This window comes from Segatella salivae F0493, from assembly GCF_000477535.1.
GTDB lineage: Bacteria > Bacteroidota > Bacteroidia > Bacteroidales > Bacteroidaceae > Prevotella > Prevotella salivae.
In genome coordinates, this window is sequence record NZ_AWGW01000007.1 from 304557 (window position 1) to 320224 (window position 15668).

Consider the following 15668-nt stretch of genomic DNA (forward strand, 5'->3'; position numbering starts at 1 on the left):
ATGACCTATGTGAAGTTATTCGTTCAACTTAGGGGAATCATCTGCTAAACACTGCGGTTCGCGCTGTTCTTTTGATAGATATCGTTCTGCCCTTTGCTGGAAATAGCCCTCATGATTGATGCCATAAAGGCTCAGAAGGAACAGACTTAATGAGAGAATATTATCCCAACTACCACCCCAAAAGAGGTCTAACGAAAGACTAAGGAATAGTCCTAACGTGACGGAATAGGTCGAAGAGAACCGCATTCTCGATAGGGTTTGCGCGATAACTGCCAGAAACAGCAACGTCATGGGGAGGCCAAAGCAGAGCATAATCAAAAGAATCGTCGACTCGGTAACACCAGACATGGCTAAGTTATGATAGCTAACCATCGAATGTTCGCTTAGTTCCTGAAACATAAATCCTATACCTGACAACGGATTTTCAGTGATTCTATCCAATGTGTTGTTCCATAATTGCCAGCGAAGACTGTTACTCAAACTGATGGTTCGCGTCAACCAAGTAGCCAAGACCACAAGAATGATTGTGCCAACATAGCCCATCTTTAACAACTTCTGACGCGAATAAAGTCGGAATTTGATGAGGATGACGACCGAAAACAAAGCAATATAGTAACGAAAAGAGCTTGCAAGAACGAGATTAAAGACCATCATCGCCAGCAAAAGTCTATGGAGATACTTGGGCAACTGACGCTCGTGGAGCGTGAAACAGAGTGCAAGAAAAGAGATACTCCCTGAATATAACGTGTTGTTTTTAATGCCAGTGAAGCGTGGAAAGAACTCTCCTATGCGCTTGGGAGGCAGAGATGACCACGGAAGATCAAAGCCAAGCATGAGTAAAAGATTGGAAATCAGGTCACCGATAAAGATTAAATAGACCACGATTTTCAACACTTGGAGTGCTTGTTTGCGGTCTTTCAAGCCGAGAAGTGCAAAGCAAAGGAGATAAAACTGCCCCCACATCATGAGTGATTTCATGCTGGCATCATTGAAAAACAACTTGATGAGCCCTATAAACAGCGTTCCTATACAAAACGATAAGAACCATTTCAACGCCTGAACATTATTGAAAAAGCACTCCGCAGAGAACAAAAGTATGAGTGAAAATGCCAGTAATGACAACGTCATTGCATTGTAACCAGCCAACTGGAACAATACAATCGTTGCACCAAACAACCAATATCGGCGTTCGATATGCATCAAATCATGACTAAATCTTACACTTGGCATAGATACTTATGATAATAGTTTTGAGCAAATATGACAACAAAACAGAGAGTGAAAGGCCTGTTGTTCCGGCACCTTTTCCCACAAAGAAGGCTGCAAATGCAATCATACTGCCTGCCCAAATCAAATTAATGACACACATACTCCACACATAATCCTTGCTATAAGCAGACATTTCGATGACATTAGAGACTGCAGAGAAGATGGTAGAAAGGGCAAGTAACACGAGCGGAAGCGTCTCTTTGTAATCTGATCCGTAAAGGTTCATCAGCTGATGACTAAGTAAGATGGTTACACCTGCAGCCAAAGCAGTGATGACAAAGATAAGAAACGTGTTTAGATTTAATGTCTTTTTGAACGTCTTTTGATTCTGAATGCTTGATAATATCGGTAGAACAATCTGACTAACTGCCGTGGGAATAAAGAGCAATATAACTTTAATCTGGTCGGAAGCTTCATAGATTGCCAACGCCGAATAACTCTCATGATGCACAAATATGGCTCGAATCACGAAGAAAGCTGGCGTGACACTAAGGGCTGAAATGGTAGCCGGCACACTGTAACGATAAACTAATCGCCAATCGGAATGAATGACATGACGATGTGAAAGGTCTATTCCTTTGCGATGAAGAAGCTTTTTTCCCGAGCTATGATTAAGCAAATAGAGCATCAATATGCCACTACCAAAGCCAAGAACTGCCCCATTCAAGCCCCAGAAATATGCTCCGACAAGCATCAATATGGATTCCGTGATACTGCCAAAGAAGGTGTTTTGTGCAATCTTATCAAAGGCTTCAATGCCTGATAAGACCCCATTCTCCATGCCATTCAATATCGAAAGAAAGATCATCAGACTGCCAAAGCGAACCGAAAGGCTTAGCTTGGGCTCATGAAGTAAGGCAGAAGAGATAGTATCGGCAAAGAGAAAGACGGCTAATGCAATGCATAATGCAGTGAGAAACGAAAAGCGTTGCGACATGAAATAAATGGAAGCAGCATGCGCTTTCTCTTCCTTTTGATACTGAGAGATATATCTTGTCGCCGTAACGCCTATGCCGGTAGTTCCTAAAACGATAAACATTCCGAGCGTAGAACGTATCATTCCGAACTCGCCAAAAGTCATTTTACCGAGGATTCTCGCACAAACAATGCCGCTAATCAACACACAAAACTTTCCAATGGCAGTGCCTGTCAACGACCAAAAGGCTCCCGTTGCAATACGTTTTGCAATATCCGACGACTTGATTTTACGCAGAAGGCGTTCCATTAACAATGATTCCAACAGGTGAAGTGTGTATCTCGGCTGCATGATGTTCTATCTTTTCAACATCATCTACTGTCGAAACACCATCTCGTAAGACAAATAATTGCAGCTCACTCACGTCTTCCAACAAGGCGACATCAGTCATATAACGTTGACAAGGACCATCAATGACAACGTAATCATACGTGTTTTTAAGGTCTTGAATGATGCTTTTGAACGACTCAGATGAAAGGAAATCAGCTGGGTTTTGAGCCAAACAATCTCCTGAAATGACATCAACCGGCTTAAGCAATGACGTCGAAGAAAGAGCTTCTTTCCATGTTGTTCCAACCTCAGTAAAGTCTTTTTGGCGCGCATTCTGCAAGCCAAGGAGCGACCGAAGGCCTTGTGTTCTGAAGTCACCATCAAATAATGCCACACGTTTTCCCATCAAACTGAGCGCCTTTGCCAAGTTAATGGCAACATAACTCCGTCCTACTTGTGGCGTGACAGCCGTCAAAAGCACTACTTGAGCGCCACTTTCGACCACCTGCATACGCAGATTTCGGAAGGCGTCATTATTCAAATCGCGGCCTTCTTTGCTCACCGTGACAACGCCATCTTTTACCCACGGCAGCGCAACCACCATGCTAACATCAGCTCCTTCGACCCCATTGAGCCCACGAATACGCCTGTTGCGGCTCTCCTTTACAAACAAAACAATCAGTGGAAGCACTAAGCCTATAAGGAAACCTGCTGCAGTTGTGCGCCCCTTTCGTGGGAAAACAGGTGCCTGAAGTCCCGATGGTGGTGTGACAATTCGCAGGTTCTTCGTGCCAAATATCTGTGAGATGCTGTTCTCTTCTCGCTTTTGAAGCAAATAGATATAAAGCTCTTCAACTACCTTTTGGCGTCGTTCCGTGGGCAGAATCTGCATAATTTTCGACGGAACTGAAGCCATTTGACTCGTTGAAAGGCCTTTTTCCGCACTGAGTTTTGACGTCTGAATCTGCAATTGTTCGACGCCTTGTTCGAGTGAATTTCCTATTGCTGAGCGCATGGATGAAATCTGGTTATCTAACGATTCAACAATAGGATTCTTGCCACTACTATTCTCTGCAATAGTGTTTCGCTTGAGAATAAGTTCGTTATAGTCTTGAATCTGCGAAGAGATACTTTGATTTTGTGGCAGAAGATTAGCCGGAAGGAGTTGCAGTTTGCCGTATTTCGGCATCATGTTTCGCATGTGTTTCATCACATAAAGCTCATTGTTGAGCTTCTGTAATGCCTCATCTGTCGTCGCAATTTGACTCAAAGCAGCCTTTGCATTCTCGTCATAATCAACTATCTTATGGGTCTCTTTGAACTTTGAAATATTACCATCGAGCGCACTAAGTTGCTTTTCCAAGCTTCCAATTCGAGCGTCAATGAATGATGTAGAGGCATCAATGCTGCTGTTTTTATCGGCTAACCACGACTGCTGATAAACCGAAATGAGCGTCCGAAGCACTTCATCCGCACGCTTAGCACTAATGTCTTGGTAGCTTAAATCAATGACAGAGGTTTGGTCATCGACAAGATTTATCTTGATATGTTTTCCTAAACGCTCAGCAACATCATAGAGTTCATATTTTACAAGCTTGAATTTCAGCTCGTCTTTTCCCTGAAAAGCCTTGGCAAAAGCGGCGTTTTTCACTACAGCAATGCGTCCAAGTGGTGTCTTAACCAGCTCATTTACATGCCCCGTAACAGTCTCTTCAAACTCCGTTTTATTGCGTTTGAAGGTGGAAAGTGACAGACTTCCGTCTTTCTTTAGCAGCAAAATACAACTCGCTTTATCGTCATCTTTCAGGCCAGGAAACGTCACCATAACAGGCATTTCGTCTTTCGTCAGTTCGCGACTACCTATCCATTGCGGACTAAAATAGCCTGTCATGAGTCCCAATCTCCTTACAACCTTCTCCATTGTCGCCACAGATTGAAACACCTTTAGTTCGTTATTGACATTTGAAGTGACATTCATCAGCCCGAGAGATGAGAACATACTGAGACTGCCTGCATTCAAAACACCACGTGAAGTGTCGTCATCTTTAATCATCACTTCAGCCGAACGCTCGTACTTAGGCATTGCCATTAGCACGAAAATCAAGCTGAACAACGTGGTAAGAAAGGCTGAAACAGCAAACCAATACCAATGTTTTCGGCAGCTGATAACAAACTGATGATAGTTCAACGGACGTTCTTTTCGAACAACAACACGCTCACATTCCTTGATATCCATAGCCATTATTTAAAGATTAACACGGCAATTGTTGCCAAGACTGAAGCGATAGAACTCCAAAAAGCAAAGTTACTTGTGTTGTTACCATTGACGGTTGACTGCCTAATCTTCATGTTATTAGACTTCACATAGATAAGATCATTCTGATGAATAAAGTATGCCGGCGAGGTATAAACATCCTTTGCATTGCTCAAATTGACGATAAACACCTGCTTGCTTTGACCATTATCACGAACTACAACGACGCTATCGCGCTTGCCATATAGGTTGATATCTCCTGCGTCTCCTAAGGCATCAAAGATTGTTGTCTCATCTTTCGTGATATATTTTCGCCCAGGAGAATTTACTTCGCCAAGCACATTGTAAGTCAATCCCATGTAGTCGACGGTCACAGTAGCATCTTTCAACAAACCACTTTCAGCCAACTTCGTTTTGATAAGCTGTTCAGCCTGCGCACGAGTGAGGCCTGCCAAATGGATTGTTCCAAGCAAAGGAAAGTCTATATTGCCTGAGTTATCGAGCGTATACCCCACAACATATTGGCTACCTTGCACCGAACCAGCGTTCAAATTCGTGCTAACGGCATGGTTAAACAGGCTATTTAACTCCGCAATTTTGCCTTTAACAATAACCGAAATCTTATCTTGTGGTTCGAAAGTTACAGTGCCATTAGTAGGCAAACTGATTGTTTCGCCATTCTTTAAGTCCTGTAAATAGTTATAATTCTTAGGCGTACAAGCAGCTAAGAACGCACAAATCAGCAGTGCAAATAAGGTGTTTATCTTGATGTTATTCATACTTTCTATTTGTATTATAACGTTCTTGTGCGCGTGATATTTTATTTTCTACAACTTTTTTCGTTGCAAAAAGCCTCAACGATAAAAGCAGATGATAAAATGATATGACGCAAATGAGCGTGTGATTCGGCACACTTTACCGCATAAAATGACGCAAATCATGCGATGAAATGACGCACATTACAATTCAAATCATGGGAGGTTATAATGCCTTTCGACCGAATGCTTATAACCATTTGAATGACAATGGTTTATAAGATGACAGAAACAAGAATATTGTTTGATTAAAAAGCTAAAGAGAAGCGAGTGGCGTTGTTTTTACAAATAGCCTGTATGATTCAGCGCTTACATTCAGTTGTGGCAGCTATGCGAGCCGCATTTTACAATAAATAGTGTGATTTGCTTATCATATTAAAGCCACTTTCGCCCCGAAAAGAGAGCGAAAGGGCTCGCAAACTCACCTATTAGTGGTTAATTTAGCATGGAGTTTTAGAGGGGATATTCGTCAAACGCGTAGAGAACAGTAGACAAATAACGCTCTCCAGTATCAGGGAACAACGTCACGATTTGTTTGCCTTTGTTCTCTGGACGATGTGCAATCTCGGTGGCAGCAAAGGCAGCTGCGCCCGAAGATATACCCACTAAGAGACCTTCTTGCTGTGCTAACAGGCGACCAGTAAGTATGGCTTGGTCGTTCTCTACTTTGAAAACTTCGTCTATATAAGCACTATTGTAGGTGTCAGGGATAAAGCCTGCGCCGATACCTTGTATCTTATGAGGTCCACTATTACCACCACTTAACACTGCAGAATCAGTGGGTTCAACGGCTACAATGCGTACATTGGGGTTCTGTTCTTTTAGATATTGGCCGATGCCTGTAATCGTTCCACCCGTTCCAACGCCTGCAACAAAGATGTCAACTTGGCCATTTGTGTCACTCCAAACCTCTGGACCAGTGGTCAAATAGTGTACTCTTGGGTTGGCCATATTCGTGAATTGACCGAGTATTATGCTACCTTCGATGCTGTCACGAAGCTCTTCTGCCGCCTTGATTGCACCCTTCATGCCATCTTTTCCGCTTGTAAGTTTCACCTGAGCACCATAAGCTTTCACCAAAGAACGACGCTCTACGCTCATCGTTTCGGGCATGGTGAGGATGAGACGATAGCCTTTCACGGCTGCCACTAAAGCCAAACCAACGCCTGTGTTGCCACTCGTTGGCTCAATGATTGTAGCTCCCGGCTTGAGTTTTCCAGCCTTTTCAGCGTCTTCAATCATTGCCAAGGCAATGCGATCCTTAACACTTCCGCCTGGGTTAAAATACTCAACTTTTCCTATAATAGGCGTATCGACACCACGAAACTTTGAATATTTCGGGAGTTCTACTAAGGGAGTGTGACCTATAAGGTCTGTTATCTGTTTATAAATCTTTGTCATATTTCCTGTACTTAATGTTTGTTTAGCTTAAGAGAGGCTATAAAAAGCCTCCCCTTTCCTTTCATTTACTTTACTGCTTCGAATGCCTGATCGAGGTCATCAATAATATCTTGGTAGTGTTCTGTACCTATTGAGAGACGTATAGTGCTTTCAAAGATTCCCTGATCTGCTGCTTCTTCGCGGCTAAGTTCAGAGTGAGTGGTAGACAAAGGATGTATAACCAAGCTCTTAACATCAGCCACATTAGCCAGTAAAGAGAATATCTTTAGATGGTCGATAAAGTCGAAAGCCGTCTTCTGATCGCCCTTAATCTCGAACGTAAAGATGCTTCCTGCACCATTGGGGAAGTAGCGTTGGTAGAGATTATGATTGGGATGATCGGACAAAGCAGGGTGATTAATCTTCTTCACCAAAGGTTGTTGCTTCAGATAATCAAGCACTTTGAGCGTATTATAGACATGACGCTCAACACGAAGACTAAGCGTTTCAAGCCCCTGTAGCAAGATAAAAGCGTTAAAAGGAGATATCGCTGCGCCCTCATCACGTAGTAACAAGGTGCGAACTCGAGTCACAAAAGGTGCTGGAAGGTCACCAAACGTAATGCCATGATAGGAAGAATCGGGCTCAGTAAAGCCTGGGAAACGATCTCCTTGGGCTTTCCAATCGAAGGAACCACCATCAACAATGACACCACCTAAAGACGTTCCGTGTCCACCAATGAACTTCGTTGCAGAGTGAACAACAACATCTGCCCCATGCTCTAAAGGCCGAATGAGATATGGAGTGCCAAAGGTGTTGTCGATAACCAATGGTAATCCATGGCGATGTGCTATCTCTGCACATCGTTCTATGTCTGAAATGTTAGAGTTAGGATTACCTAACGTCTCTATATATACAAGCTTTGTGTTAGGCTGAATGGCTGCTTCGAGCGCATCATAATCGTCAGGATCGACGAAGGTTGTAGTGATTCCTTGTCGCTTTAAGGTATGAGCGAGGAGGTTATATGTGCCTCCGTAGATGGTTTTACTGGCTACAACGTGGTCACCACTAAAGGCAATATTCGTGATGGTATACGTCACTGCAGCAGCTCCAGAGGCTAAAGCTAAGCCAGCAACTCCCCCTTCCAATGCAGCAACTCGCTCCTCAAAGACAGCTTGAGTGGTGTTAGTGAGACGACCATATACATTTCCTGCATCTTTCAATGCAAAGCGATCAGCAGCATGTTGGGCATTATGGAACACGTAAGATGTAGTTTGATAGATTGGAACGGCACGTGAATCAGTGGTTGGATCGGCTTGTTCCTGTCCTACATGAAGCTGTAATGTTTCGAAATGGAGTTTCTTTTCGTTGCTCATTGTCTAATCCTTTCTTTTATGATGTTAGTAATTATGTTGCAAAGGTAGGATTTAATTATGAGCTAACATATCGCACATTATAGGCATTTTGCATACCACAATGATGGTATCTATCATCATTTCATTGCAGTTCTCGCCTTGATTTGCTCTTGATAACGAACCAAACGCCCGTGAAAACCAATACAACTGCCACGGCCTGTAGCCATGTAAAGACACATAATCCCACTGCAAGACTGACGGAAACTGCCACAATCGGTTGCACATAATTATATATACTGACCACCGTAGGACGTAGATATTGCTGGCCAACCATGGTGAGAATGTAACTCAAATACGTACCAAAGAAGACGACAAAGCCTGCTTCTAATAAGCTCATTCGAGGCACATCGCTCCATTGAACGCCTGAAACATGCGTGAAAGTAAAGGGCCAAATGAACATGGTTGCCCACAGAAACATCCATTTGTTGACGGTAAACACCGAGTAACGTTTAATGAGTTTATTAAATAAAGAAAGGTAAAGTGCAAAGGAAAGTTGGGCACCTATGCACATCAAGTCACCGCGAATGTCTCCTATTTTATCACTAATTGCGGCTGCACTCGTTAGTACAAGCGTCACAGCTCCACAGCAACCAATGAATACTCCGAGGGCTTTTTGGAGTGTGATTGGCTCTTTCAGGATGAGAAAAGAGAGCACCATAGCGAATATCGGCATTGAAGTTGTGACAATACTTGAATTGACTGGCGAAGTGATGCTTAGTCCGATAGTATACAAACACTGATTAAACGTAAGTCCAAAGAGGCCTGCTGCACCAAAAAGAAGCTTGTCACGAAGAGGTACTTTCTCCCGTTTGAAACACAAAGCAGTTAGCCAAAAGAGTACCATTCCAAAGAAAACACGCAGTGATACCATAGTAATCCCATCGATACCATGGCTCATTGCGTCCTTACCTAAAGGCGCCATAAGTCCCCAAAAGACTTCAGCCATTAACATACTCACATGAGATCGCAACGGAAGATTATGCCGAATATTCATTTCTTTCTATCATTTCTTGCACACAAAAGTATTAAAAAATGTCGTTACTACATGCTACATCGCATTTAATTTATTATATTTGCGCTATAGATATCATAGGAAATGAAATACGCAGACTATATAGAACAGATAGAGATTGAGTCACTTTGGAGTGGAACAAAGCACATTTTGTGGAATCTTGACCGCAAGGTGAACATCCTAAGTGGTATCAACGGCGTCGGAAAAAGTACGATATTATCGAAGGTTATCCGTGGACTTGCCCAGGGAGGAGAGTTCCCCAGCCACATGTTAAAAGGCGTTCGACTGCGTGTTCAACCGTCAGATGCCAAGTGGATTCGATACGATGTGATTCGTTCTTTCGACCGACCGATGGTCAGTAGTGACTCACTTGCCCAAATGGAAAACCTGAAAACAGAACTTGATTGGCAGCTATTTGTATTGCAACGGAAGTATCTTGACTATCAAGTTAACGTCGGAAACCGCATCATTGAGGTGCTACAGCGCGGAGGAAATGACGCAACTGAGCAGGCACAAAGCATCTCTCAAGGGAAGAATCTGTTTCAAAACATCATCGATAATCTATTCAAAGAGACGGGGAAAAGTATCATTCGAAGTGAGAATGAGATTCGTTTTACCCAACTGGGAGAAGTGCTTTCACCTTATCAACTGTCAAGCGGTGAGAAGCAAATGTTAGTGATTCTGTTGACCGTTCTTGTCGAAGACTGTAAACCTTACGTGCTTTTCATGGACGAACCTGAGGTTAGTTTGCACTTCGAATGGCAGAAACAACTTATTGATCTCATTCTACAGTTGAACCCAAATGTGCAACTTATCTTGGCAACGCATAGTCCGGCAGTCATCATGAACGGCTGGATGGACCATGTAACTGAGGTTACCGACATCACATTATAAAAGACATCAGCAGACAATGGGACGCCGATTGAGAGACAATATCACTTCAAATTACTTCAAAGCAGCTAATCGTTTGACTTCAAAATATGCCAAACGAAAGATTGTTGCCTATGTAGAAAGCTATGAAGATGTGTTCTTTTGGCGTACTATTCTCAGTCAATTTGAGACGCAAGAGCGCTTTTTTGAGGTCATGCTTCCTACGCGATCAACTCATTTAGAGCGTGGAAAGAAAGCAGCAATCAGCAGTCTTCTTGAAGCCGTTGGACAGGATATGATAGCTTGTGTGGATGCCGATTACGACTATTTAATGCAGGGTTCCTCGCCAAATTCACGCATATTGCTCTATAATCCCTTTGTGTTTCACACGTATGCATACTCAATTGAGAACCTACAATGCTACGCTTCATCTCTTCATAACGTTGCTGTTGCTGTGTCGTTAAACGACCATTCGGTGTTTGATTTCAATGACTTCATGAGACAATATTCCGAGATTATATACCCACTTTTCGTGTGGAATATCTGGTTTTATAGGTCTACTCACTATGGAGAATTTACCTTATCAGACTTCAATCACGCAATAAAAATGGGCGAAATCAATATCGATTACCCCGAGGTCACACTCGAACAACTGCACAAAAAGGTGGAAAAAGCGGTTGAAAAACTAACACTTCGCCATCCCGATGCACGTGAAAGCTATGAAGAAGTGAGACAAGACATGGAGCAATTGGGCGTTCATCCCCATAATACCTACCTTTATATACAAGGTCATCACCTATTTAATCACGTCGTATTACCATTGCTTGAGCGCGTGTGTAGTAGGCTTATGCGTGAACGCGAAATAGAAATTGGCCGCCAATCTCTGCATAATCTTCAGTATAAAACAGAGATTTCAGCTTATAGAAACAGTGTTGGTGATGCCGAAACGATGTTGAAAAAGAACCTCGGATACATGCTTTCGACACAATATAACCAAATACTTGAGGCATTGAAAGACGCTGGACAGCAGAAGTTCTCAGCCACATCAATAACTCATGACAACCAAAATAAAACAAGAAAAGATGAAGAAGATAAAAACAGGTAAGCCACTTTCTGAACGCGAAAGTGAGTCTTTGAATCTCTATCTCAATGAGATTGGAAAGGAAGAACTTCTTTCTGACGACGAAGAAAACAAACTTTCACAGCAGATTCAGCAAGGAGGCGCGAGCTCAGAACGTGCCATCAACAAGCTGACTTCTGCCAATCTACGCTTTGTTGTGGCTATAGCGAAGCAGTATACTGACCGCGGTGTAGCCATTCTTGACCTCATTAGTGAAGGCAATATCGGCCTAATGAAGGCAGCAATGAGCTTTGATGGCAGTCGCGGTCTACGCTTTGTAGGCTATGCCGAGCCTTTCGTTCGCCGAGCAATTGAGGCAGCTGTCAACGAACAGAGTGGCATATTCCGACTTCCAAAGCATGAAAATAGCCCCGAAGAGAAGGCTAACAGTCGTGCTTTTTCTGTTGATGCACCCTTAGAAAATGGTAAAAACATGAGCTTGCTCAGCGTACTTTCCGACCCCAATGCAGCGCGTCCAGATCAAGAAGTGCTTGAAGCGTCGGTCAAAGAAGAGCTTATGCAGGCCATGAACATCCTCAATCAACGTGAGAAAAACGTGGTAGAAGCGTTCTATGGGATAGGCCAACCCCACCTCACCTTTGCTGAAATAGCTGAGAAAATGGGGCTAAAACGTGAGCGAGTACGCCAGATTCGCAACAAGGCTGTACGCAAACTAAACCGCAATACGACTTCAGATATGCTCAAGGCCTACCTTGAATAGGCCATACCTACTGCCTTCAGATCTTTTCGTATGACGTCGCATCTTGACACGTAATCGGCAACTTGCGATGGATTTTTACGGATATAGCCCAGCAATTCGTCGTAAGCTTGCTCACAAGCCACATCATTTTTAATGGCTTTATAGTGTTCTTCTTCATCATAAAACCACCAAAGTCCATTGCTTGTTATACTGTTCAACACAAAAGCTCGGGCGTAAAGAGCCTCTTGGCGCAGGGTCTTCTCCTGTTTAGCTACGTCAAGATATGTCATTGCTTGTTGTGCAAAGTCCTTTTCCCAGGCCCGAGTTGAATCATCATAAAGCTTATCATAATGCGTCAGATACCAGCAATCGCCATAACAAGAGGCTTGATAATAGCGCACAGCAAGCTGTAATGCCAGCCCAGGACGCGTCGCATCGTTGGCTAATTGATAACGTTGTTCCAAACGACTCATGTCTTCACAGAATGTAATCTTCTGATTATATTTCAGCGAAACCTGTTCAAGTTCCTCGTCTATACCAAGATTATAGATGTCCTTTACACGCTGTTGGAAGAACCAACGCGGCTTTTTATAATCCCGATGAGCCATATATAGTGCGATACCAAGGCCGTTCACATAAGCCAATGGCACCTTTTTCAACACGGGTAATGCCTCTGAAAAGCGTCCCTCGGCAATGAGTTTGGTTCCTAAAAGGTCATTAAAATAGCTTGGATTCCGATACTTATTTTGCTGCAAAATGAATTGAGCCAGCACATCGTTGTCATGTTTTTCATGCATGAAAGCAATATAACCACGCAACTGATTCGCCGTCATCGAGTCTAAACAACCAAAGTATTCGTCATAGTTTGCATATCTTGAGTAACCTGGACTATAGGTATATTCATGATTATTCTTGGGAAGTCGTCGACGCTCTAACATGCCTTGAGCGGCTGCAACCATATTAAGATTGTGACGCTTAGCATAATATGCTATGATATTCTGCGTCACAACACGATCGAAAACACGTGAATAGTAATTCATGTCCCACGAATATGGCGTTCCTTTACTATTGAGAAAGCGTAATTCTTTGACGATAAAGTTGGCATCAAATGGTGCACCTTCTCGCATCAAAGCCGTTGAAGCAAGGAAATGAATGGTCCGAGCATTGTCACATTCAAGTACAGTTCCCTTCATCGTCATAGCCAAACGGCTCTTCAATTCGGCTGCTTTTATATCACCAAGTGTATAGGAAACCATCGCTGAAGCGGCTTTCCACAGCGCGGGTTCACTACTCTTTCGCGATGCAACTACATGTTCAGCGAAGTCTATAAATGCCTTAGCTTCTACCTTCTGTTGCGTGTTATCAGCATCTACATAGTTATACATCCAGTCGAGATCTGCATTATCTTGAACCGTATTTACATAGTTTTGAACGAGCCAACGCAATACAGGAGAGTTGGGATTCTCATGATAAATGACTTTAATTCCATCCAATTTCTGGAAGTTACGAGCAGCCCATTGAATGCTGTTTACATCCTCTTGACTCACATAAATGGATAGCGCTTCGTTACGATGCCCGCTGTTCAACAATGCATAAGCATAGATATTGCGACACATTTCTTTATATATTCCAACAGGAAAACGGCTTGCACGCGTGTTCCACACACTTAGAATACCCTTGACATTGGCTTCCAACAGATAGCAACGCATCAGCAACAACGTGTATTGTTGAGTTAAACGACTCCCCTTATAGTTAAGAGCGGCATTGCGCATACGTTGTAATTGTGCTTTCTCTAACGCGACTTCAGCTTTTGAAGGATAATCCCACTGCTCACTTTTTCGCACACATATTTGCTGATATTTAGCGATATTGCGCACATAAGCAAGCATTTCGGCATCGTGTTTTCGCCGAGCTGTCTCAACGAGTAGGCTACAATCGTTGTCAAAGAAACCTTCTTTCTTGCCCGTATATGCCTGCCAATACTTATACAACGGCGTGACAAAGTCTGGTGAAGTGATGCCAGTGTCGATCTCATTAATAACGCACATCATATAGAAATTATGTATGATTGGCTCAGGACCACAGGCAAACGAGCGCAAGGATAGCATCAAAAGGAAGCTAAAAAGCACGATAAATCTCTTCATAATCTTTGGGGGAATAATTTATAATGTGATTGGGACTAAGGTCATAAATGATAGTTTCGTCACGCAAACTTGGCCGTAAATCTTCGATGGTTGGCTTTACTTTGAGCACATCTTCTATGGTAGCTTTTCTCACAACAACGCTGTCTCCGGGCAACACCGGAAGGTCATTGTCGGCATGAAGTATGCCCTTATAGTGACCATTTCTAAACAAAATGCGATAAGAAAACAAGGGATAAGCAGGAGAAAGGGGCAAAGAATAGTTCTTCAAATACTTCAAATAAGGCATTACATCCTTTAGATCGAGGATTGGATGTGTGCAGTTTATGTCCGTGAAATCCCCCGTATTATACATCATCAACACGCCTTTGTCAACGGGAGGAACATGTTGTGACAACTGATGCAGACGTATTGTAGTCGATAAAGTGATATGTTTCTTAACGGCAAGATGATGAAGTTGCGTCAGAAAATCATAGTAATGAGCACGCGAACTAAGGGTCCAATCACAGTCAATCTGAAGCTCTTTTGGAGTGAGAATATCATTAGTTTCGCACATTTTTAATACTCTTCGCAATATATTTTGTGCCAAATCACGTCCATTAGTGCCTGATTTCATCACATCATTAGTAATAAAAACAACAGGAATTACTTCTAAATGATGGGGTAATTTGGCTGCGAATTGCAGCGTTGCATTAGGAGTTGGATTACCTTCGCGATTCAAAACAACGTCAAAAAAACGTAAGTATAGCTTATTTAATCCCTTTACTCGGTTTGCAACAAGAGAGTCATTGCGCCATGATGTGCTCCAATAATAAGCACTTCTTAACGCATGTTGTGTCGTGGATTGATGCTTACAACCTGTTAAAAGCACCAAAAACAAAAGAAAAACCAACTCTCTTCTCGCTTTCATCTACGGCGGGTTTATAATTGCAAAGATAGGAATTATCCATAGAAAAAACTCCTATGAATATGTTAAATCTTTAACTTTGATAACCTATCTTCATAAAATGAACCCACGAAAGCTATCAGACTACTACACCGCCGCTATCCAACACACAAGAGGACTAATGCACTACAACTTGTGAGAAAACACAAAACATAAGTTCTTAGGAATCAAAACATATTTTGATGCAAAGCATAGCTCCTTGAGATTAATAGCTAAGTTGCGCGCTATTTGCACCAAACAACCACATAAAATGACTGAAATTGTCTAATGAAATGAATGGAATTGCAAGATAAAATGACGCACATTGTATTGCAACAACAAAGTGTCTGAAAATCAACAACATACAAACGTAAGCGAGAAAGCAATTCAATCAAGAGAGAAATCATTGTGAATGAAAGCCTCATACAAATTGTTTATGCGCATCCTCCGAATGTGCTAAGTGCTTATTTTATTAGTCGTCTACACATAAAATAAAAGGCTACAGCTTTTATGCTGTAGCC

12 protein-coding genes are annotated in these 15668 nt (G+C 42.5%); 3 read left to right on the top strand and 9 right to left on the bottom strand.

All coding sequences use genetic code 11. The features are described from left to right. Positions 1-15: 15 nt before the first annotated feature. The 7 genes from HMPREF9145_RS03850 to HMPREF9145_RS03880 all read right to left on the bottom strand — a co-directional run bounded on the left by HMPREF9145_RS03850 (position 16) and on the right by HMPREF9145_RS03880 (position 9373). Entirely contained in the window at positions 16-1230 is a 1215-nt protein-coding gene (locus HMPREF9145_RS03850; RefSeq protein WP_036906414.1) for an O-antigen ligase family protein, read from the bottom strand. Then, entirely contained in the window at positions 1211-2536 is a 1326-nt protein-coding gene (locus tag HMPREF9145_RS03855) for an oligosaccharide flippase family protein (RefSeq protein WP_231369747.1), read from the bottom strand. The genes HMPREF9145_RS03850 and HMPREF9145_RS03855 overlap by 20 nt, the downstream gene beginning before the upstream one ends. Then, positions 2475-4751, bottom strand: a complete 2277-nt coding sequence (locus HMPREF9145_RS03860; RefSeq protein WP_196809736.1) for a GumC family protein — start codon at positions 4749-4751, stop codon at positions 2475-2477. Before HMPREF9145_RS03860 ends, HMPREF9145_RS03855 begins: the two co-directional genes overlap by 62 nt. 5 nt (positions 4752-4756) lie before the next feature. Beyond that, positions 4757-5548, bottom strand: coding sequence for a polysaccharide biosynthesis/export family protein (locus HMPREF9145_RS03865; protein ID WP_021825044.1), 792 nt, complete (start codon positions 5546-5548; stop codon positions 4757-4759). Positions 5549-6037: 489 nt separating this feature from the next. Then, a complete protein-coding gene (gene cysK, locus HMPREF9145_RS03870; protein ID WP_021825097.1) occupies positions 6038-6985 on the bottom strand; it encodes a cysteine synthase A in 948 nt (315 codons plus the stop codon). 65 nt (positions 6986-7050) lie between these two features. After that, a complete protein-coding gene (locus HMPREF9145_RS03875; protein ID WP_021825078.1) occupies positions 7051-8340 on the bottom strand; it encodes an O-acetylhomoserine aminocarboxypropyltransferase/cysteine synthase family protein in 1290 nt (429 codons plus the stop codon). Positions 8341-8461: 121 nt separating this feature from the next. Beyond that, positions 8462-9373: a DMT family transporter gene (locus HMPREF9145_RS03880; RefSeq protein ID WP_021825015.1), complete on the bottom strand. Its 912-nt coding sequence runs from the start codon at positions 9371-9373 to the stop codon at positions 8462-8464. Positions 9374-9475: 102 nt separating this feature from the next. Here HMPREF9145_RS03880 and HMPREF9145_RS03885 point away from each other — a divergent pair, with 102 nt between their 5' ends. The 3 genes from HMPREF9145_RS03885 to HMPREF9145_RS03895 are packed head-to-tail and all read left to right on the top strand — an operon-like array spanning position 9476 to position 12102. Further along, positions 9476-10285, top strand: a complete 810-nt coding sequence (locus tag HMPREF9145_RS03885) for an AAA family ATPase (protein WP_007135524.1) — start codon at positions 9476-9478, stop codon at positions 10283-10285. Positions 10286-10301: 16 nt separating this feature from the next. Then, the gene (locus tag HMPREF9145_RS03890; protein ID WP_021825072.1) at positions 10302-11366 is read left to right on the top strand and encodes a DUF4435 domain-containing protein; all 1065 of its coding nucleotides are present in this window, start codon (positions 10302-10304) and stop codon (positions 11364-11366) included. Next, on the top strand, positions 11344-12102 hold the full coding sequence (locus HMPREF9145_RS03895) for a sigma-70 family RNA polymerase sigma factor (RefSeq protein WP_021825001.1): 759 nt from the start codon (positions 11344-11346) through the stop codon (positions 12100-12102). The genes HMPREF9145_RS03890 and HMPREF9145_RS03895 overlap by 23 nt, the downstream gene beginning before the upstream one ends. Here HMPREF9145_RS03895 and HMPREF9145_RS03900 read toward each other — a convergent pair. Next, on the bottom strand, positions 12090-14225 hold the full coding sequence (locus HMPREF9145_RS03900; RefSeq protein WP_036906417.1) for a hypothetical protein: 2136 nt from the start codon (positions 14223-14225) through the stop codon (positions 12090-12092). The two genes, HMPREF9145_RS03895 and HMPREF9145_RS03900, sit on opposite strands and share 13 nt — an antisense overlap. After that, positions 14200-15132, bottom strand: coding sequence for a hypothetical protein (locus HMPREF9145_RS03905; protein ID WP_021825117.1), 933 nt, complete (start codon positions 15130-15132; stop codon positions 14200-14202). Before HMPREF9145_RS03905 ends, HMPREF9145_RS03900 begins: the two co-directional genes overlap by 26 nt. Positions 15133-15668 lie beyond the last annotated feature (536 nt).